20 protein-coding genes and 1 pseudogene are annotated in these 19,815 nt (G+C 63.6%); 8 read left to right on the forward strand and 13 right to left on the reverse strand.

Translation table 11 applies throughout. The annotated features are described in order from the left end of the window. Positions 1 to 187: 187 nt before the first annotated feature. Together LMTR21_RS07660 and LMTR21_RS07665 are read right to left on the reverse strand one after the other, a co-directional pair. Positions 188 to 1,387 carry an IS91 family transposase gene (locus tag LMTR21_RS07660; RefSeq protein WP_065756975.1) on the reverse strand — a complete coding sequence of 400 codons (1,200 nt, stop codon included), beginning with the start codon at positions 1,385 to 1,387 and terminating at the stop codon, positions 188 to 190. Between the two features lie 14 nt (positions 1,388 to 1,401). Beyond that, entirely contained in the window at positions 1,402 to 2,277 is an 876-nt protein-coding gene (locus tag LMTR21_RS07665) for a tyrosine-type recombinase/integrase (protein ID WP_187399165.1), read from the reverse strand. Between the two features lie 645 nt (positions 2,278 to 2,922). On the opposite strand from LMTR21_RS07665, the gene LMTR21_RS07670 reads away from it, so the two are divergent. Together LMTR21_RS07670 and LMTR21_RS07675 are read left to right on the forward strand one after the other, a co-directional pair. Beyond that, complete coding sequence (locus tag LMTR21_RS07670; RefSeq protein ID WP_187399322.1) at positions 2,923 to 3,417, forward strand: RlpA-like double-psi beta-barrel domain-containing protein; 495 nt, start codon at positions 2,923 to 2,925, stop codon at positions 3,415 to 3,417. Between the two features lie 140 nt (positions 3,418 to 3,557). Next, positions 3,558 to 3,800: pseudogene (locus LMTR21_RS07675) on the forward strand (GMC oxidoreductase); the annotation flags it as partial. Here the strand turns inward: LMTR21_RS07675 and LMTR21_RS07680 are convergent. From LMTR21_RS07680 to LMTR21_RS07695, 4 genes are all read right to left on the reverse strand, one after another. Continuing rightward, complete coding sequence (locus tag LMTR21_RS07680; protein ID WP_065754880.1) at positions 3,697 to 4,080, reverse strand: universal stress protein; 384 nt, start codon at positions 4,078 to 4,080, stop codon at positions 3,697 to 3,699. The pseudogene LMTR21_RS07675 and the gene LMTR21_RS07680 overlap by 104 nt on opposite strands. Positions 4,081 to 4,421: 341 nt before the next feature. Then, a complete protein-coding gene (locus tag LMTR21_RS07685; RefSeq protein ID WP_065754881.1) occupies positions 4,422 to 5,402 on the reverse strand; it encodes a PDR/VanB family oxidoreductase in 981 nt (326 codons plus the stop codon). An 8-nt stretch (positions 5,403 to 5,410) separates the two neighbouring features. Next, positions 5,411 to 6,163, reverse strand: coding sequence for a GntR family transcriptional regulator (locus LMTR21_RS07690; protein WP_065754882.1), 753 nt, complete (start codon positions 6,161 to 6,163; stop codon positions 5,411 to 5,413). Positions 6,164 to 6,189: 26 nt separating this feature from the next. Then, a complete protein-coding gene (locus tag LMTR21_RS07695) occupies positions 6,190 to 7,239 on the reverse strand; it encodes an aromatic ring-hydroxylating dioxygenase subunit alpha (protein ID WP_065754883.1) in 1,050 nt (349 codons plus the stop codon). Between the two features lie 331 nt (positions 7,240 to 7,570). On the opposite strand from LMTR21_RS07695, the gene LMTR21_RS07700 reads away from it, so the two are divergent. After that, positions 7,571 to 8,587 carry a methyltransferase gene (locus tag LMTR21_RS07700; RefSeq protein ID WP_065754884.1) on the forward strand — a complete coding sequence of 339 codons (1,017 nt, stop codon included), beginning with the start codon at positions 7,571 to 7,573 and terminating at the stop codon, positions 8,585 to 8,587. A gap of 48 nt (positions 8,588 to 8,635) precedes the next feature. On the opposite strand, the gene LMTR21_RS07705 is transcribed toward LMTR21_RS07700, so the two are convergent. The 3 genes from LMTR21_RS07705 to LMTR21_RS07715 form a co-directional block, all read right to left on the reverse strand. Beyond that, the gene (locus LMTR21_RS07705; protein ID WP_065754885.1) at positions 8,636 to 10,138 is read right to left on the reverse strand and encodes a flavin-containing monooxygenase; all 1,503 of its coding nucleotides are present in this window, start codon (positions 10,136 to 10,138) and stop codon (positions 8,636 to 8,638) included. Positions 10,139 to 10,223: 85 nt separating this feature from the next. Next, on the reverse strand, positions 10,224 to 11,066 hold the full coding sequence (locus LMTR21_RS07710; protein ID WP_065754886.1) for an AAA family ATPase: 843 nt from the start codon (positions 11,064 to 11,066) through the stop codon (positions 10,224 to 10,226). Between the two features lie 99 nt (positions 11,067 to 11,165). Next, positions 11,166 to 11,408, reverse strand: a complete 243-nt coding sequence (locus LMTR21_RS07715) for a GlsB/YeaQ/YmgE family stress response membrane protein (RefSeq protein WP_057836459.1) — start codon at positions 11,406 to 11,408, stop codon at positions 11,166 to 11,168. 140 nt (positions 11,409 to 11,548) lie between these two features. Between LMTR21_RS07715 and LMTR21_RS07720 the strand changes: the two genes are divergently transcribed. From LMTR21_RS07720 to sseA, 3 genes are all read left to right on the forward strand, one after another. Next, positions 11,549 to 12,724, forward strand: coding sequence for a vWA domain-containing protein (locus LMTR21_RS07720; RefSeq protein ID WP_065754887.1), 1,176 nt, complete (start codon positions 11,549 to 11,551; stop codon positions 12,722 to 12,724). Between the two features lie 155 nt (positions 12,725 to 12,879). Then, positions 12,880 to 13,293, forward strand: a complete 414-nt coding sequence (locus LMTR21_RS07725; RefSeq protein ID WP_065754888.1) for a rhodanese-like domain-containing protein — start codon at positions 12,880 to 12,882, stop codon at positions 13,291 to 13,293. A 134-nt stretch (positions 13,294 to 13,427) separates the two neighbouring features. Beyond that, positions 13,428 to 14,282 carry a 3-mercaptopyruvate sulfurtransferase gene (gene sseA, locus LMTR21_RS07730; protein ID WP_065754919.1) on the forward strand — a complete coding sequence of 285 codons (855 nt, stop codon included), beginning with the start codon at positions 13,428 to 13,430 and terminating at the stop codon, positions 14,280 to 14,282. A gap of 17 nt (positions 14,283 to 14,299) precedes the next feature. On the opposite strand, the gene LMTR21_RS07735 is transcribed toward sseA, so the two are convergent. Further along, a complete protein-coding gene (locus LMTR21_RS07735) occupies positions 14,300 to 15,157 on the reverse strand; it encodes a prolipoprotein diacylglyceryl transferase (protein ID WP_148635940.1) in 858 nt (285 codons plus the stop codon). Positions 15,158 to 15,505: 348 nt separating this feature from the next. On the opposite strand from LMTR21_RS07735, the gene LMTR21_RS07740 reads away from it, so the two are divergent. Together LMTR21_RS07740 and LMTR21_RS07745 are read left to right on the forward strand one after the other, a co-directional pair. Further along, complete coding sequence (locus tag LMTR21_RS07740; protein WP_141688476.1) at positions 15,506 to 16,858, forward strand: L,D-transpeptidase family protein; 1,353 nt, start codon at positions 15,506 to 15,508, stop codon at positions 16,856 to 16,858. A gap of 201 nt (positions 16,859 to 17,059) precedes the next feature. Continuing rightward, complete coding sequence (locus LMTR21_RS07745; protein WP_065754890.1) at positions 17,060 to 18,025, forward strand: NAD-dependent epimerase/dehydratase family protein; 966 nt, start codon at positions 17,060 to 17,062, stop codon at positions 18,023 to 18,025. 10 nt (positions 18,026 to 18,035) lie between these two features. On the opposite strand, the gene LMTR21_RS07750 is transcribed toward LMTR21_RS07745, so the two are convergent. The 3 genes from LMTR21_RS07750 to LMTR21_RS40755 all read right to left on the reverse strand — a co-directional run bounded on the left by LMTR21_RS07750 (position 18,036) and on the right by LMTR21_RS40755 (position 19,669). Beyond that, a complete protein-coding gene (locus LMTR21_RS07750; RefSeq protein ID WP_065754891.1) occupies positions 18,036 to 18,995 on the reverse strand; it encodes a D-2-hydroxyacid dehydrogenase family protein in 960 nt (319 codons plus the stop codon). A 101-nt stretch (positions 18,996 to 19,096) separates the two neighbouring features. Beyond that, entirely contained in the window at positions 19,097 to 19,375 is a 279-nt protein-coding gene (locus LMTR21_RS07755; RefSeq protein WP_065754892.1) for a hypothetical protein, read from the reverse strand. A 102-nt stretch (positions 19,376 to 19,477) separates the two neighbouring features. Further along, a complete protein-coding gene (locus LMTR21_RS40755) occupies positions 19,478 to 19,669 on the reverse strand; it encodes a hypothetical protein (RefSeq protein ID WP_084030825.1) in 192 nt (63 codons plus the stop codon). Positions 19,670 to 19,815: the final 146 nt, after the last annotated feature.

The raw sequence follows: 19,815 nt of genomic DNA on the forward strand, positions 1-19,815 counted from the left end.
GATTGGGATCGAGCCGAAGCAACGCGTTGTGCGACGGTGAAGCGGCTGACGAACGAGCGGCGGATGACGCTGAACTGCATAAGCTGTCCGACGATTTGCGACGGTGGGCAGAGAGCTGGGCGCGCTCTGCCGTGGCTGGCGGAGGGGCAGCGGGCGCGACGCGCAGATTTGCGGGATTGTAACGCGGTCATGAGGTGTCGATCCTGATGACGGTCGCTGGAGCTGTCGGCCGATGCCGTGGCGTTGCGCCGCGTTCGAAGACCTCAATGATGATCATACGACCGCCGCAGCATGGACAGCTCGGCTTTTTGGGATCGACGGCGGCAGCGGTAGGCTGGTCGTCAGGTTTTGCAACGGCGAGCAGTTCACGGGCGCGGGCGATGTTGTCGGCACAAGCGCCTTTGGCGAACAGGCCGTAGTGGCGGATGCGGTGCAAGCCTTTGGGCAGGACGTGGATGAGGAAGCGACGGATGAACTCGTCGGTGGTGAGCGTCATGTGCTTGTATCGATCGCGGCCCTCGCTGCGGTAGTCCTTCCACTTGAAGGTGACGCCGCGATCGTCGAAGGCAATCAAGCGGCTGTTGGCGATGGCAACGCGGTGGGTGTAGCGCGACAGATAGGCCAGCACCGCCTCGGGTCCGCCGAACGGGCGCTTGGCGTAGACGATCCACTCGGCCTTGCGCAGCGGGGCGAGATAGGCCGCGAAGGATCGCGCATCGGCCAGATGGATGTTCTCGCCGAAGAAGCTGAGGCGGCCGGTCTGGTGGGCGGCGATGAGCTTCTCCAGGAACAATCGGCGGAACAGGCGGGAGAGCACGCGCACCGGGAGGAAGAAGCCCGGCCGGCAGGACACCCAGCGCTGGCCGTCGGGCGAGATGCCGCCACCCGGGACGATCATGTGCACATGCGGGTGATGGGTGAGCGCCGAGCCCCAGGTATGCAGCACGGAGGTGATGCCGATCTTGGCGCCCAGATGCTTCGGATCAGCGGCGATCGTCAGCATGGTCTCGGCCGAGACCTTGAACAGCAGGTCGTAGATCACGGCCTTGTTCTGGTAGGCGATGTCGGCGATGGCCGCCGGCAGCGTGAACACCACGTGATAGTACGGCACCGGCAACAGCTCGGTCTCGCGGTCGGCAAGCCAGTCTTTCGCGGCGGCGCCTTGGCACTTCGGGCAATGCCGGTTGCGGCAGGAGTTGTAGGCGATCGTCGTATAGGCGCAGTCCGCGCAGCGCGCGACATGGCCGCCCAGCGCCGCCGTGCGACAGCGCTCGATCGCCGACATCACCTTCAACTGATCGAGGCTGACATGGCCGGCATGGGCTTGACGCCATGCCGGGCCATGGTTGCGGAAGATATCCGCAACCTCCAAGGCCGGGCGCGACACGAGCGGCCTGCGCGTCAGCTGGGCGGTCGGCTCTCCTTGAGCTTGAGCGCGATATGCTCCAGCGGGCTCATGACCTCGCTGATCGTCTTGGTGGCGACGCGGGTATAGAGCGCCGTGGTGTCGAGCTTGGCGTGACCGAGCAGCACCTGGATGACGCGGACATCGATGTTCTGCTCGAGCAGGTGGGTGGCGAAGCTGTGCCGCAAGGTGTGCAGCGAGACGCGCTTGCTGATCTCCGCCATCTGCGCGGCGGCATGACAGGCACGATTGAGCTGGCGCGTGGTCATCGGCTGCGCCGGATCGCGGCCCGGGAACAGCCAGCCCTGTGGGCGCGCCGCCTTCCACCAGGTCCGCAGCAGGTCGAGCAAGCTCGGCGACAGCATGACATTACGGTCCTTGCCGCCTTTGCCCTGCTCGACGCGGATGATCATGCGCTTGCTGTCGATGTCGGAGACCTTGAGCGAGACCACCTCGGTGGCGCGCAGACCGGCGCCGTAGGCCACGCTCAGTGCCGCCTTGCATTTGAGCCCCGGTGCAGCATCGAGTAGCCGCGCCACCTCCTCGACGCTAAGCACCACAGGGAGCTTGCGCGGCTCGTGAATGATATGGGTATGTTCGACGATCTCGTGCCGCTTCAGCGTGACCCGGAACAAGAACCGCAAGGTCGAGACGGTCTGGTTGATCGTCGGCACGCCAACACCGCTCGCCGTCAGGTGAAGTTGGTAGCGGCGGACATCCTCGAAGCTCGCCGTATCGGGTGATCGCCCGAGAAACGCAGCGAAGTTCTTGATTCTTTGCACGTAGTCATGTTGGGTCTTCGGCGCGAACTTGCGGATCGTCATGTCTTCGATCATGCGCCGGCGCAACGGGCTCACTGCCTCGTCGGTCATGGGGATGCTCCTGTCTTGAGTGAGGTTGTCGAACCCCTCGATCTCAAGGCAGGACGCCCCGTTGCGCTATCCTCTTGGCTCCGTCGCCAGCCGCGGCGCCCTACCGCGCGAGCGGTTTAGTCCTATGGCCCTGAGAGGACATCACAGCCGTGGCGCCAAACGTCCGTTATTGGAGGTAGAGCCGAATAGGCTTGCGCTCGGTGATGTCGCTTAATGACCGACAGCGTTGAAAAAGTCCTCTCGCTGCGACGTGAGGGACCATATCAATTACCGTATTGGCTATCGCTGTCGTCCGTATCGAGTCTACAGAGCCTTGCAGCGGCTGAAATCGCCAAGGCGCTACATTGGCGAGATTTTGGGGCCCGGCGACTTTCGAGTTTTCAACGCAATCGATCCCCAGCGGTATCGCCTAGACGGTTCCTCTTCGCCAGGCTCCGTTGTCATGTTGCTGACGCAATCTCTGTCTTAGTCGGTGAGAACTAAGAACGCTGTGCGAGGACCATCGTCGGTTCCCACAACGGTTCCCGTCGCCCGGGTTGGCGCGAATCCGCAAAGAATTGGCATGAATTCGTGAACGCTTCCGCGTTCGCGTGACCATGTTTTGCGGCATCTGGAACCGGCCGATCGTAGAAAATCAAAGGAGCTATGATGCTGTTCCGCTCGAGCGCCGCAATTTGCGGCGCGCTGGTTGCGCTTGTCATTTCTGTTTCCGCTGCTCGGAGTGAAATCGTTGCAGTTCATTCAATCGCTGTCGTTATGGCCGCTTCGGGAGATGCGATCGTTGGTGCAGCATCCACATACAATCCGTTCAAGCCCGGATGGCGAGAGGGCGGCCCGAACACAGCCTCGGGCGAGCGCTATGATCCCTCTGTCTGGGCGGCTGCCATCAAGACAAGCTTGCGTCAGAAATTTGGTGGGGTCCTATATGGCGCGAGAGCGAAGTATGCCCTCGTTGAGGCTGTAGGCAAGAAGGTCATCGTCAAGATAAATGACGTGGGGCCACTAACGCCTGGACGCATCATTGACCTCAATGAGCGGACGATGCGCTATTTCGATCCAAGCCTGCAGCGCGGAGTAATTAATGGCGTAAAGGTAATGCCGCTCCTGGGGGACTATTGGATCCCGGGACCGGTTGGCTAAACATCGCACGCGAAAAAGGTAGAGCAGGCATTCGCGGATAGTGAAGCGGTCTTGATGGCTCGTCGCCGATGGTCTGTGAGGCGATGCCATCTCTGGCGGCAAGGCGCCGGCCGGCCGCAATTTGCGTTGCCACGTTCGGATGGACCGTGGTCGACGACCAGTTGCACGTCCGCAGGCTGCAGGAGCTACGGGTCGTCGACGCCTCGATCATGTCGCGCATGATCTCCGCCAATCTCAACGCCTCGACGCTGATGTTTGACCATCGAGCGGTCTGCACATTCACCGACAAACCAGTACGGGAATTTTCGCGTAGGTCAGCACCTTGTTTGTCACACTGCCGATTACAAGCGTCGAAAGTCCGCTGCGCCCATGCCATGACATAACAATGAGATTGCAGCCTTTGTCCTCGGCTGCTGCGACGATGGCTTGATAGGGTGGCACGTTCTCTACTTGAATTGTCTCGCAGGAAACACCGGCCTCCTTGGCCGCATTTTTCGCGCGATCCAACACGCTCGCAAAGTCGCCTGTGACTGCAAGAAGCGGTTCCACGACGTAGATTACAGATACCCTGGCTCCAACGGATTTCGCCAACGCCAACCCGTGCGTCACGCCACGCTCCGCTAGTTCCGACCCATCTGTCGGAATGAGAATATGCTGATACATGCTTCACCTCCCGATTGTCTGGACGTATCGCTGCCTCCGAAGGTAAGCTGGGCCCGCGCTTCCGATAAATCAATCTATCGGCCCGTCGTGCTGCGACGCACGTCCGCAATTGGCCCGAGCAGGATTTCAGGTGAGGTCCGCTATTGCGCCGCTATCAGGGGCACGGCGGATTTCATTCGCACCTGACTGCGGCGCAGGTTTATGGGGGCGCGACCGGCGAGACCGGCGCCCGATCCAGGCGCCAGAGCATGATCCGGAAAAGTGGGCACCGGTTTTCCGAAAAGATCATGCTCAAACAAAAAGATAAAGCGGATGACGATTCGACGAAACGTCATCACGCTTTAGACAGTCTCAGCCCGGTACAGCGTATCGATCGTCACCACCCCGATCGCGCGCGACACGCACGGGCAGATCTTGCGGTTCTCGCGCTTCTGCTGATCGCTGAAGAACACGTCGCGGTGATCGATCTCGCCCTCGACGGTGAGGACATCGACGGCGCAGACGCCGCATTCGCCGCGCTGGCAGTCCGATATCACTTCGAAGCCGGCGCCGTTCAGCGCGTCGAGCATCGAGCTGTTCTGGGGCACCACCAATTCGGTATCCGTATCCTTCAGCCGTACGCGAAATTCCGCCGTCGGCATCAGGCCGCTGGAGCCGAAGGTCTCAAAGCGCAGATCGGCAGGCGCTCTCCCTGCGTCATTCCAGGCGCGGCGCGCGGCTTCGAGCATTCGCATCGGCCCGCAAATGACGGCGATGGTGTCGCGCGGCAGCGCGTGGAACGTGGCGTCGAGATTGAGCCGCGCGCCTTGCTCGGAGGCGTGCATGGTCAGCCGGTCGCCGAGCAGCGCTGTCAGCTCATCGAGGAACGCGGCATCGCTGCGCGACTTCACGGCATAATGCAGCGGCGCGTCGATATTCCCTCGGCGCAACGCGGCCGCGATTCCCGTGATCGGCGTGATGCCGATCCCGCCGGCGATCAGGCAATAGTTCTTCCTGGTCCAGTCGATTTCGAGCAGCGATGTCGGGTTCGAGGTCTCGATCCGCGCGCCGACTTTCAAATTCCACATGCTGCGCGAGCCGCCGCGGCTGTCCGGGGCCAGCCGCACCGCGATCCGGTAGGTGCCGGCATCGCTATTCTCGACCAGCGAGTAGGAGCGCCGCGCCGGCTGTCCGTCGATCAGCACGGTGACACCGATATGGCTGCCGGCCGGGTAGGGCACGATGTGGCCGCTCTCGGGACGCAGGCGGAATTCGCGGATCGTCGGCGTCACGTCGCTGACCGCGTCGACCGTGCACCAGCTCCATTGTTCGGCAAAACGCATGGGCGTTCCTATTCGGCTGACGATTTGAGCAGAGCGAGCGCGGGCATCAGTTCGAGATGCGTGCGGTTGCGGACCGCGAGCCGCAGATTGCGCGCGGCAAGGCGGGAATGCTCGCGCATCACGGCCTCGGCCCGCGCGCCCTCGCGGTTCTCGATGGCGTCGACCACGATGCGGTGATGATCCTGTGCGAGCAGCAGGATCTGATGCGCTTCCGGCAGCGCCGACTGGGCCATCACGAACGCGCTGGGCGAAGCGAACGGCAATGCGGAGACGCGATCGATCTCGCGGATCAGCGGCGCACTGGCGGACAGTTCGTTGAGGATGGCGTGGAAGCGCGCGTTCATGGTCACATAGGCGGAGAAGGCCTCGACCGAAATCGGGTCCTGCCGCACCAGCTGATCGAGATCCGCAAGGCACTCCTTGAGCGGCTCGAGGCTGCGCGCGCTGACCCCGCGCTCGGCGGCGAAGCGGGCGGCAAGGCCTTCCAGCGTGCCGCGCAGCTCGATCGAATCGAGAATGTCGCGCTCGGTGAAGGCCTTCACCATGAAGCCGCCGGAGGGGATCGCCTGCAGCAGGCCTTCATCCTCCAGCCGCACCAGCGCCAGCCGTACCGGCGTCCGCGATACACCTGTGATGTCGACCGCCTGCAATTCGCTGATGCGTTCGCCCGGCCGCAGCCGCCCGGACAGGATCATGTCGCGCAGCGCGAGTTGCGCCCGCACGGTCTGCGAGACGGAACGCTCGGTGTCGCGTTCGCTCATGTCTGTTGCTCCGCTTCGCTCACGGCTCACTCCGCGGCTTGCATGGTCGGTGGCGTTCGCTCGCGCGCGACCATGCGGTCGATCACGCGCCGCGCCCACATCGCACCGGCATCGATGTTGAGGTTGTAGAAGGTGCGGTCCGGATTTTCGTCCATCGCGCGCTGCTGGGCTTCGAGGATGATTTCATCCTCGTGGAAGATGCCGGAAACGCCCTCGCGGATTTCGGTGGTCAGCTTCTGCTCCGTGATCCGGTAGTTGCGGACGAAGGCCCAGAAATAGTGACAGGTGGCCTCGGTCTCCGGCGTCATGGTGTTGAGCACAAAGCCGTTGACGCCCTGCGAGCGGTCGCCCTCCGGCGCGCCGGTGCTGGCGGGCGCCACGCCGACGTCGATATTGACGGTGCCGGGCGCCTGGAAATGAATGATCTGCCAGCGATCGACCGGACCAGGCTTCTGCAATTGCGCAGCCCAGAACGGCGGCGCGTCGATGCCCCGCATCCAGCGCGTCACGGTCACCGTCTTGTCGCCATGGGTGACGTCGAACGGGGCTTCGGCGACGTGGTCGTTGCCGATGCTGGAGCCGTGCACAAAGGTCTCGTGGGTCAGGTCCATCAGGTTGTCGACCACGAGGCGATAGTCGCACTTCACATGGATGGTCTTGCCGTCGCCGGCCCAGGCCGGATCGTCGTTCCAGTGCATATCGGGCACCAAGGCGGGATCGGCCAGCGCCGGATCGCCCATCCAAAGCCAGATGAAGCGGTGGCGCTCCACCACGGGGTAGGAGCGGACGCAGGCGGAGGGATTGATGGTGTCCTGCGAGGGCATGTAGGTGCAGCGGCCCTGCGCGTTGAATTTCAGCCCGTGATAGCCGCAGACGACGGTGTCGCCGTCGAGCCGTCCCTTCGACAGCGGCACCAGGCGGTGCCAGCAGGTGTCCTCCAGCGCGGAAACCTGCCCGTTGGACTGGCGGTACATCACGACATGCTTGCCGCAGATCGTGCGCGGAAACAGTGCGTGCTTGATATCGACGTCCCAGGCGGCGGCATACCAGGCATTGAGCGGGAATGAGGACGGCATGGGCTGCACTCCGTGTTGAGTGCAGGATGTATACAGGAATAGCGGAGATGGGGCAAATAGACTAATATTACGGTTTTATAGTACCTTTTAGGTATACATGATATTTGTGAAATGTCTCATTTCGTCGGCTCCCATTAGCCGTCACCTTGATCGCAAGCCGACCGCACCGCTTCCCCGGGCTTGCATGCGTCCCCGGCGCGAATAACTCCCGGCCGCGCTCCAGCGGCGCTCAACGAAAGCGGCGGCGCCAAGCGATTCCGGGCGGCACGCGGCAAGTTCGCGGGGAAATCGCATTCGAAAAACGCAACGGCATCACGGCAAAGGAGGCACGATGGCATCGCAAGTATCGGCCCTCAGGCTTTTCGACCTGATTCACTCGCACCGCGTGACGGCGGCGATCTATGTGGCGGCCCGGCTAGGACTGGCCGAACTGTTGCGGGACGGACCGCGCACGCCTCGCGAACTCGCAAAGGCAACCGGCGCGGACGAAGGCGCGCTTGGACGCCTGCTCGTTGCACTCTCCACCATCGACCTATGTTCGCGAACCGGCGGAGGGAGCTACGCCTTGACGGAAGTAGGCGCCCGCCTCGACGGCGAAGCGGCGCAATCGTTCAAGGGCTGGGCCATCTTCGAAGCCGAGTTGCTCTCGAAAACCTGGAGCGGAATGCTTGAGACCGTGATGACCGGCAAGACCGCGGCGGAATTGCAAGGCTTCGCCAGCAGTTTCGATCTGATGGGCCGATCGCCTGATCTCGTCGGCAAGTTCAATGTGGCGATGACGGAGCTCACGCGGCTGGTCACACCGGATATCCTTCGCTCCTACGACTTCAGCGGGATCTCTCACCTGATGGACGTCGGCGGCGGCTCCGGCGAATTGCTCGGCGCCATCGCGCAGCAAAACCGGAAACTGCGCGGCACTGTTTTCGACCTCCCGCGATGCGCCGAGGCCGCGAGCCAGCATCTCCAGCAAACCGGCATCAGCGATCGCGTTGAATTCGTCGCCGGCGATTTCTTCAAATCCGTTCCTGCCATTGCCGACGCGATCATCCTCAAGAGCATCATCCACGATTGGAACGATGCGCGCAGTATCTCGATCTTGCGAAATTGTCGCGCGGCGCTGCCGGGCAACGGCAAGCTGTTGCTCGTCGAACGGCTGATGCCGGAAACGCCGGCCGCTACCGACGAGGACAAGGCGCATGCGTTGAGCGATCTGAACATGATGCGCGGGCCCGGCGGCTGCGAGCGCACCAGGGAGCAGTATCGCGAACTGATCGAGCAAAGCGGTTTTGCCCTGGCCGCGGTTCATCCCGCCGGCCGCTTCAACGTGATCGAGGCGCGTTCTGCGTAAGCTAGGGAATGCCGGGTGAGGGGATGCAACACCACCCGGCATCACACCTCAGCTGTAAACGAACGCCTTGTCCTTGAGGTCGATGGCCGGAAACTCGTCCTTTTCCGCCCAGTAATCCTGGTTGTGCTGCCATTCCGGCTTTTCGCCGCGCTTGGGCAACAGGTGCATGCCGCGCATCATGTAGCCGGGATTGAAGTTCTCCGGATCGATCCAGGGCAGCAGCGGCATGTTGTGGTCCTCGGGGCGAAGCTCCGCCGTCACTTTCTTGGCGCCGGTCGCCTTCATGTGCGTGAGCAGCCGGCAGACGAAGTCGGCGACGAGATCGACGCGCAGCGTCCAGCTCGCGCGGAAATAGCCGAACACCCAGACGAGGTTCGGCACGCCCGTGAACATCATGCCGCGATAGGTCACGGTGTCGGCGAAGTCGAGCGGCTTGCCGTCGACGGCGAACTCGATGTCGCCATTGGCGCAGAGGTTGAAGCCCGTCGCTGTCACGATGATGTCGGCCTCCAGCTCCTGGCCTGACTTCAGCAGAATGCCTTTTTCGGTGAAGCGGTCGATTTCGTCGGTGACGACGGAGGCCTTGCCGGACTTGATCCCCTGGAACAGGTCGCCGTCAGGAATGAAGGCGATGCGCTGCCGCCACGGCCGGTATTTCGGCGTGAAGTGGGTCGCGATGTCGTAGTCCTTGCCGAGATAGGCTTCGACGGCGGAAAGCAGATCCTTCTTGGCCGCTTCCGGCTCGGCAAACGTCTTGCGGGTGAAGGCGTCCTGGTCGAACAGGATCTTGCGCCGGGTGATCTCGTGGATCCAGTGCTCGTCGACCTGCAGCTTCCGCAGCTCCTCGGCGATCTCGATCGCGTTGCGCCCGGTGCGAAAGTACGTCGGCGAGCGCTGCAGCATGGTGACATGCGCGCAGTCGGCCGCCATCGCCGGGATCAGCGTCGCCGCGGTGGCACCGGAGCCGATCACGATGACGCGCTTGTTGCTGTAGTCGAGGTCTTCAGGCCATTTCTGCGGATGGACGACCGGGCCCTTGAATTTGGCCATGTCCTTCCACTCCGGCGTATAGCCTTCGGTGTGGCGGTAATAGCCCTGGCACATCCAGAAGAAACTGGTGGTGAAGCGCCGCCGCTCGCCGGTGTCGGTACGCGTGGCTTCGATGGTCCAGAGATTTTCCTCGCTCGACCATTTCGCCGAGGTGATGGTGTGCTGGTAGCGGATGTGAGGCGCGAGATCGTTCTCCTCGATCACCTCGCCCATGTATTTGAGGATTTCCGCCGCACTCGCGATCGGCGCCGTGGTCCACGGCTTGAAGCGATAACCGAAGGTGTGCAGGTCGCTGTCGGAGCGGATGCCGGGATAACGGTGGGTGGTCCAGGTGCCGCCGAATGTCTTCTGCGCTTCCAGCGCGACGAACGTCGTTCCCGGGCACTGCGTGGTGAGGTGATAGGCGGCGCCAACGCCGGAGATGCCGGCGCCTGCGATGACGACGTCGAAATGCTCAGTGGTTCGGGGCGCAGTTGCGTCGATCTGGGTCTGAACGTTCATCTTCCCTGTTTCTTTTTCGTTTGTTGTGTCTTGAAAAACGAAACGCCAGAACCGTGAGGTTCTGGCGCCGTAGGTCGTCAGCGAATTACACTTCGCGGCGGCTGAGGAACGCCAGCCGCTCGAACAGGTGCACGTCCTGTTCGTTCTTGAGCAGCGCGCCATGCAGCGGCGGGATCAGCTTGCGCGGGTCGCGCTCCCTCAGCATTTCCGGCGTGATGTCCTCGTTCAGCAAGAGCTTCAACCAGTCGAGCAGCTCCGAGGTCGAGGGCTTCTTCTTCAGGCCCGGGACTTCGCGCACCTCGAAGAAGATGCGCAGCGCTTCTTCCACCAGCCGCTTCTTGATGCCGGGGAAGTGGACGTCGACGATCCGGCCCATGGTGTCGGCGTCGGGGAACTTGATGTAGTGGAAGAAGCAGCGGCGCAGGAACGCGTCCGGCAGTTCCTTCTCGTTGTTGGAGGTGATCATCACGATCGGGCGCAGGCTCGCCTTGATGTTCTCGCCGGTCTCGTAGACGAAGAACTCCATGCGATCGAGTTCGAGCAGCAAATCGTTCGGAAACTCGATGTCGGCCTTGTCGATCTCGTCGATCAGAAGCACCGGGCGCTTGTCGTGGGTGAAGGCTTCCCACAATTTGCCGCGCTTGATGTAGTTCGAGATGTCGGAGACGCGGGGATCGCCGAGCTGGCTGTCGCGCAGGCGCGATACCGCGTCGTATTCGTAGAGGCCCTGCTGCGCTTTGGTGGTCGACTTGATGTGCCAGGTCAGAAGCGGCGCGCCCAGCGCTTTAGCCACTTCCTCCGCCAGCACGGTCTTGCCGGTGCCGGGCTCGCCCTTCACCAGAAGCGGGCGCTCGAGCACGATCGAGGCGTTGACGGCGACCTTGAGGTCGTCGGTGGCGACATAGTCCTTGGTGCCGGTAAATTTCATCTATCCGTTTGCCTTGTTGCTAGTTCTTGGGCCGCTCGCGGCCTGAACAGTAAACGACCGCCGGTCCGGCGGTCGCGATTGGAGTAGCTGGCGGCTGCGTCAGCGTCTGATCAGCGACAGGATCACCAGGATGATCACCGCGCCGATGGTGGCGTTGATGATATCGCGAACCCAGCCGACGCCGAGGCTGACGCCCAGTTGCGGCAGCAGCCAGCCCGCGAGCAGCGCGCCGATGATGCCGACCACGATATTGCCGATCAGCCCGAACCCTGCGCCGCGAACGATCAGCCCGGCAAGCCAGCCCGCAATACCGCCGATGATCAGCGCCGCAATGATGCTCATTGAATTTCCCCTGCCGGAATAAAGCCTTTACCGCTCAATTGTAATTGAAAAAGCCCCCCGGTCTAGGCCTGACAGCTATGCGCTGGCCTTTGGCATGCTCCGCCCTTGACCTTGGCGGCCCGGCGGGCAATCTGTCATCCATGTTCCTGCAATTCTTCACATCGCTCCGCGACGCCCAGGTCCCCGTGACCTTGCGCGAATATCTGACGCTGATGGAGGCGCTCGACGCCGACCTCGCCGACCAGACGGTGGAGAATTTCTATTACCTCTCCCGCGCCGCGCTGGTGAAGGACGAGCGCAACCTCGACAAGTTCGACCGCGTCTTCGGCACCGTGTTCAAGGGGCTGGAAAGCCTGCTCGACGCCATGGACAAGGCCGAGATCCCCGAGGAGTGGCTGAAGAAGCTCGCGGAAAAATACCTCACCGAGGAAGAGAAGAAGCAGATCGAAGCCATGGGCTGGGACAAGCTCATGGAGACGCTTCGCAAGCGCCTTGAAGAACAGAAGGGCCGTCACCAGGGCGGCAACAAGTGGATCGGCACCGCCGGCACCTCGCCGTTCGGCGCCCATGGCTACAACCCGGAAGGCGTCCGGATCGGTCAGGAGAAGAACCGCAACAACCGCGCCGTGAAGGTGTGGGACAAGCGCGAGTTCAAGGATCTCGACGGCAATGTCGAGCTCGGCATCCGCAACATCAAGGTCGCGCTGCGGCGCCTGCGCAAATTCGCCCGCACCGGCGCGCCCGACGAACTCGATCTCGACACCACGATTCGCGAGACCGCCAACCACGGCTATCTCGACGTCGTCATGCGCCCCGAGCGTCGCAACGCGGTCAAGGTGCTGGTGTTCTTCGACATCGGCGGCTCGATGGATTCGCATATCGAGCAGGTCGAGGAATTGTTCTCGGCGGCGAAGTCCGAGTTCAAGCACATGGAGTATTTCTACTTCCACAACTGCCTCTATGAGGGCGTCTGGAAGCAGAACAAGCGCCGCTTCACCGATCGCACGCCGACCTGGGACGTGCTGCATAAGTATCCGCACGACTACAAGGTGGTGTTCGTCGGCGACGCCTCGATGTCGCCGTACGAGATCATGGTGCCGGGCGGCTCGGTCGAGCACGTCAACGAGGAGGCCGGATCGGTCTGGCTGGAACGCGTCACGCGCACCTATCCGCACACGGTGTGGCTCAATCCGGTGGCGCAGAAGCACTGGGACTATTCGGAATCCACCACCATCATCCGCCGGCTGCTTTCGGGCCGCATGTACCCGATCACGATCGAAGGCCTCGAAGGCGCGATGAAGGAATTGGTGCGGTAGCGGTCGTCGTCATTCCGGGGCGATGCGAAGCATCGAGCCCGGAATCTCGATCGGATGAAATAACCTCTGGATTCTCAGATGCGCAACTGCGCATCATAGTTCGCGCTACGCGCGCCCCGGAATGACGGATCAAGAACAACGAAAGGCGCAGTCCAATGCCCCAGACCATCCACCGCGGCATCAAATCCCTGATCGACGAAGCCAACGCCGCGATCGAAACCGTCAGCGCCGCTGACGCCATCAAGGCCGCACAGGACCCGAACGTCGTGATCGTCGATATCAGAGACCCCCGCGAGATCGAGCGCGAGGGCAAGATCCCCGGCGCCTTCTCCTGCACCCGCGGCATGCTGGAATTCTGGATCGATCCGCAAAGCCCTTACGCCAAGCCGATCTTCCAGGAGGACAAGAAGTTCATCTTCCACTGCGCCGGCGGCCTGCGCTCGGCGCTCGCCGCCAAGACCGCGCAAGACATGGGCCTGAAGCCGGTCGCCCATATGGGCGGCGGTTTCGCCGCCTGGCGCGACGCCGGCGGCCCGATCGAGAAGTGGGAGCCGAAGAAGAAGGGGTAATCCGAACCCTTTTCCGTTATCTCCGTCATGCCCGGGCTTGTCCCGGGCATCCACGTCTTGGCTGCACGGCCGAAAGCAAGACGTGGATGGCCGGGACAAGCCCGGCCATGACGAATGCTGAAAGGATCTGCACCATGCCCGCCACCACCGACCCGCTCGTCTCCACCGAATGGCTCGCCGCGCACATCGGCGATGCCAACGTCAAGGTGATCGATGCCTCGTTCAAGATGCCGGGCGTGCTGCCGCTGCCGAAGGACGACTATCTCGCGTCGCACATTCCAGGCGCGGTGTTCTTCGATGTCGACGCGGTATCCGATCATTCCAACCCGTTGCCGCACATGTTTCCCTCGGCCGAGCAATTCGGCGGCGATGTCGGCACGCTGGGGATCGGCAATGATGACATTGTCGTGGTCTACGATTCCGGCGGCTGGGTCGCCGCACCGCGGGTGTGGTGGATGTTCCTGTCGTTCGGCAAGGAGGTGCGCATCCTCGATGGCGGCCTGAAGAAGTGGGTCGCGGAAGGCCGCAAGGTCGAGAAGGGCGAGGTCGCGCCAAAACCTTCGACGTTCAGGGCGACCTTCGATGCACGCCGCGTACGCAGCATGGAGCAGCTCGTTGCCAATCTCTCAAGCCGCGCCGAGCAGGTGATCGATGCCCGCACCAACGAGCGCTATCAGGGCAAGGTCGCCGAGCCGCGGCCGGGGCTGCGTTCCGGCCACATCCCCGGCAGCTTCAGCCTGCCCTACAACAATCTGTTCGATGCTGCGACCGGCACGATGAAACCGCTCGATGCGTTGCGGGCGGCTTTCGCCGGCGCCGGCGTGAAGCTGGATGCGCCCATCGTCACGAGCTGCGGGTCCGGCGTCAGCGCCGCCGTGCTGACGCTGGCGCTCTATCGCCTCGGCGTCGAGAACCCGGCGCTCTATGACGGCTCGTGGACGGAGTGGGGCGCCGCCGACGGCCCGCCGGTCGCGACCGGCCCGGCCTGATCTCTTGATCGAGCCGGCTAACGCGTTGCGCGCGGCGCCTGGAATTGCGCGAACGGATTGGCCAGCAATTGCTGCTGCTGCACCGCCGCCTCACGTGCCAGGCGTGCGCGGCGCGCGGCCAGCTGCCGCCGTTCCCGGGCGCGCTCCGCGGCCCGCTTCTTGAGGGCATTGCGGTCCGGCTTCGCTTCCGTGGTGGCCGCCAATGTCTTTTCATCCACGACGACGGCGGGACCGCCGAGCGTCGCGATCCGGGGCGCAGCCGGGCCGTCTTCGGGGGAGGTCGCTGCCATCGCCGGCTCGGCCGGAGGCGGGGGTGCCACGGCCGAAGGCTGAGGCGTTTCCGCGATGGCGGCAAGCTTCGCTTCCGCCTGGATCGCGGGTGCTTCGGGTGCGGGCGCCGGAGCGGGCGGTGTCTCGGCGCTTGCCTCCTGCGCCGGAGGTTCCGGCTTGGCGGCTTCGTTTGCAGTTTCCTTGGCAGTTTCCTTGGCAGTTTCCTTGGCAATTTCCTTGGCAGCTTCGGCCTGCACGGGCTCATCCGTTTTCAGCGCAGCCAGTTTCTCGGGTTCGGTCGGTCCGGCGTCCGGCGTTTGCCCGATGGTCACCGGGTTGTCGGCGGGCGCTTCCGGAATGGCGGCAGTCGGGACGCTCTCTGCCGGCTTGTCCACGACCGGCGTATCGACACGCAGCAGCGCCAGCGTCGGCAGCGAGTCGTCGGTCTGACGGGCAAACATCGGCTCGGGCGCCGCCCGTCGCGAGGGAAGGTTGGCAAATTCCTCATGCGCGGCCCGCAGCAGCGCGGCAGCGCCCAGGCCAAAAATCAGGACCGACGTCGACAGGATGATTGCAGTGAACAGAAAACGAAAGCCGGGAAGCATGGACGCGAGTTCCACCCCTCCTTGGAGATCGCTGGAGGGTTATTGATTGCCAAGGGAACGCGGTGACCACTGTGCGGCTGGATTTCGCGGGGACGGCGCGCGCGAATCAGGCCGATTTGAGAGTATCTCAATGCCCGGCGGCTTTTTGTTACAAAATCTGCGTTTTGAAGTCGCTCGCCAACGCGATATCGGCGATTTTCGCCGCCCTGAGGCATCTTTGCCGCAGCCAGGCGGCGATCACAAATGACTGGTTTGGGCCGAGTTTCCGGGATTTGTCTTGAATGCGCCGCTATCTTCCGTCATCTGCTGTTAACGGTCCGGTCGGGCTTTGGGGTCTATACAAAGGCGATGATGAATAACCGCATTCTGACGATTTGTGCCGCCATCGCCGCTGCCATGGCGGGAACCTCGCTGGCCCATGCGCAGGGCTATCCGTCAGGTCAAGGCCAAGTCTACCAAGGCCAATCCTATTCGACAGCTCCGGGACAGTACGTGCCCGGCGGCTACGCGGCCCAGGAAGGCCGTGGCTCCAGCGCGCCTGATTTCGATGCGCTGGATGATGATGACGAGGCGCCGAACGCGCAGAGTTCTGCCGCGTTGCCGCCGCCCGGTCCGGTACTGTCGCCCAGCGACCCCCGTTATGGTCGGCCCGCCGGTGCGCCGGTTTACTCGGACCGTGGCGCCCCGGCGCCCACGGGCCCGATCCTTTCCCCTGACGATCCGCGCTATGGCCGCCCGGCCACCGCTGCCGCGCCCACCGGTCCGGTCCTTTCGCCCGATGATCCGCGTTATGGCCGCCCGGCCGGTCCGCCGCCGGTGATCTATGCCGACCGCCCGCCCGCTTCGCAGCAGCAGGTCTATTCGGATCGCGGTGACAGCCGTATTCCCGGCGCCGGCATCGTCTATCCGAACGACGACCGCGCGGGCCTGCGCCCGCCGGGGGCTATCGGCGCCGCACCGGCCCAGGCGCCCGCAGCTACCGGTGCGCTCCCGCAGCAACCCGCCATCGGCGCCGACGGCAAGCCGGTGCAAGTCGCCGCGCTGCCGCCGGAAGAGCAGCCGGAAGTCGGTCCGGCGCAACTTCCGCCGCATCTGCGCCGCCAGGAAGTGTCCTTCGCGACCAAGGAGCCTGCGGGCACCATCGTCGTCGATACCGCCAATACCCATCTCTACTACGTGCTCGGTGGCGGCCGCGCGATCCGCTACGGCGTCCGTGTCGGCCGCGACGGGTTCACCTGGAACGGCGTGCAGAAGATCAGCCGCAAGGCCGAGTGGCCGGACTGGCATCCGCCGACCGAGATGATCGAGCGCCAGCCCTATCTGCCGCGCTTCATGGCCGGCGGCCCCGGCAATCCGCTCGGCGCCCGCGCGATGTATCTCGGTTCGACCGTGTACCGCATCCACGGCACCAACCAGCCGTCGACGATCGGCAAGTTCGTCTCCTCGGGCTGCATCGGCATGCTGAACGAGGACGTCTCCGACCTGTTCGAACGCGCCAAGGTCGGCACCCGCGTGGTGGTGATGCCCGGCAGCCCGCCGCCCGCCAACACTGCATCCGCTGCGCCGCCGCCCGCCGCGGGCCCGGCTGCCGCCGGCCCCGCTGCTGCCGCCCCCGGACCGGCGCAGGCCCAGCTGGCACCGGTTCCCGGCACACAGCAGACGGTCGTTCCGCCGCTGCCCGCACCGGTTACGATTCGCTGAACGGTCTCTTGCCGGACCAGCATTTGAGGCGCGCCGACGGCGCGCCTTTTTTGTTGGGTCGCCTTTGCGTGGCAACTGGGTCCCGACCCGATCTGAGTTCCGCGGCTCGCACAGATTTCCGCCATCGCGACATTCGCCCGCTTGATTTCACGTTCGCTCCGACTACCTGCCGCCAGTCGCAACGAATGTGAGGATCACGCCATGCGAATTCTTGTTGCGGGCGCCACCGGCGCCGTCGGCATCCAGCTTGTTCCGCAGCTGATAGCAGCCGGTCATTCCGTTGTCGGTACGACGCGAATGGCAGCGAAGGTCGAACTCATCAGGCGGATGGGTGCGGAACCTGCGATCGCCGATGGGCTCGACGCGCCGGCTATTCGCGCTGCCGTGATCGCGGCGAAGCCCGAAATCATCATCGATCAGATGACCGATCTCGCCGGGGTCACGGATCTCAGGCATTTCGATCGCGCCTTCGCCACCACCAACAAGTTGCGCACGCAAGGCACCGACTTCCTCCTGGCGGCCGCACGGGAAGCCGGCGCGAGGCGCTTCATCGCGCAGAGCTTCTGCGGCTGGACCTACGGCCGCGGCGGCGAAGCGATCAAGACGGAGGCCGATGCGCTGGACCCCGATCCGCCGGAGGAACTGCGCCGCACGCTGGAAGCGATTCAGTATCTGGAGGGCGCCGTTGCCGGCTCGGCAAACCTGGAAGGGATCGTCTTGCGATATGGATCGTTCTACGGCCCGGACACCGGCATGCTCTCGTGCGCGATGATCGATCAAGTGCGCCACCGCCGCGTGCCGCTGATCGGCGGCGGTGGCGGACGGTGGTCGTTCATCCATGTCGAGGATGCGGCTGCCGCGACCGTTGCCGCCGTCGAGCACGGCAAGCCAGGCGAAATCTACAACATCGTCGACGATGACCCGGCGCCGGTCAGCGAATGGCTGCCCGCACTTGCCACCTTGCTCGGTGCCAGGCCGCCGATACGCGTGCCGGCCTGGCTAGGCCGGCTGTTCGCCGGCGAGCACCTGGTTTCGATGATGACCGAGGTGCGGGCAGGCTCCAACGCCAAGGCCAGGCGCGAGCTGGACTGGCAGCCGGCGCATCCATCGTGGCGTCAGGGATTTGCGGAGGTCGCCAGCGGCGCAACCGCGCAGCACGCAGCCTGACTGAGTTCAGCTAGGCCAGCCGCTGCTTCGGCTCGCCCTTGAACCAGGCGTCGATGCCCTCGACCATCTGCTGGTAGTGGTTGCGGAAGCTGTCCTCGGTGACGTAGCCGAGATGCGGCGTCAGCACCATGTTGTCGAGCTTGCGGTAGGGATGGTCGACCGGCAGCGGCTCGACTGCGAACACGTCGACGCCGGCGCCGGCGATCTTCTTGTGCGTCAGCGCTTCCAACAGCGCGCCTTCGTCGACGATCGGCCCGCGTGCGGTGTTGACGAGGTAGGCGGTCGGCTTCATCCGCGCCAGCTCGGCGGCCCCGACCAGCCCGCGCGAGCGCTGGCTCAGCACCACATGGATGGTGACGATGTCGGCGGTCGAGAACAGCTCGTCCTTGCTCACATAGGTGACGCCGACTTCCTTGCACTTCTCCGGCGTCAGGTTCGGGCTCCAGGCGATCACGTGCATGCCGAAAGCCTGCGCCAGTTTCGACACTTTGGTGCCGAGCTTGCCGAGACCGATGACGCCGAGCGTGCGGCCCTCGATCTCCATGCCGACATGGGCCTGCAGGGGCTCCCCGGCATGCATGCGGGCGTTCTCGCGGCCGATATTGCGGGTCAGTTCCAGGATCAGGCCCATGGTCAGCGGCGCGGTCGGGTCGCGGCCCCATTGCGTGCCGCACAGAGTGACCTTGTGGTCCTTGGCGGCCTCCATATCGATGGCGGCATTGCGCAGGCCCGAGGTGATCAGCAGCTTCAGATTGGGCAGCGCGGCAAACATGGTGCGCGGAAACGGGGTGCGCTCGCGCATCGCGCAGATGATCTCAAAATCCTTCAGCGCGCTGGCCGCGGCTTCCGCGGTCGCAAACGGCTGGTTGAACACGGTGATATCGACCCGATCCCCGACCTTGGACCAGTCGGCGACCGAAAGCGCCACATTGAGATAGTCGTCGAGGATTGCACAGCGCAGCCGCGTCATGGGGAAGATCCGTTGATGGCGAGGATGACGGTGAATGGCCGTCGGGGGAGCGCCATGGTCGCGCGTATCGTGGCTCAGCGCAAGAAGCCGATGTCCCGGGGCTACGAATTAAGCGGCGGTCGCACTTCACCTTTGGTGCGGGCGTTGGTGCGGACTCGATCGTCCTCGTCAATCGCCTTCTGTTCAAGCCGCGACTTCAACTTTCTGCCTCGGCGCGTATAAATCAGCATGCAAGCCGTTGCCGCCAACGCCGACAAGAACACGACGGAAACGACGACATCCGCGGAGCTGATTCTTCCGATATCTTGCTCCTCGAAGAAAGCGAGCGCAGCCGCACCCGCTACACATCCGCCGATCAAGACATACAGGATGCCGTTCATTGAATTTGCTCGCAGGCCGCCTGACCACCGGATCGGCGCCATGCATGATACCAGAGGGGTCGGCGAGCGTCCCGGCAGTTTCTCAGATTTACTCGAACCCGCTTAGTCGCGACGAGCCTGCTTGGCGCGCCAGGCCGGTCCCGGGCCGCGCATATAGTGTTGTTCCGGGCGGTATGGGTTGAACGCCATGGCGATAAACTTCCGCCAGAAGGCGCGGAGTTCTGCCAGCGGTTTTACCAGTCCGGCGTGTATGTGAGCCGGAACGGAAAGAGATGCCGAACCGATCGTAGCCATGACGCGGGCCCTTGTTTTGAGACGCCTTTTTCGGCGCTGAAAACGAGTTTTCGCCCGATTTATTAAAAGATGGTTACAATTGTCGGGATCTCGGCCCGGATGGTGACCAACCCGTATTCACCCGTGGTGAACGGATGGAAAACGGG

Source organism: Bradyrhizobium paxllaeri (assembly GCF_001693515.2).
Lineage (GTDB): Bacteria > Pseudomonadota > Alphaproteobacteria > Rhizobiales > Xanthobacteraceae > Bradyrhizobium > Bradyrhizobium paxllaeri.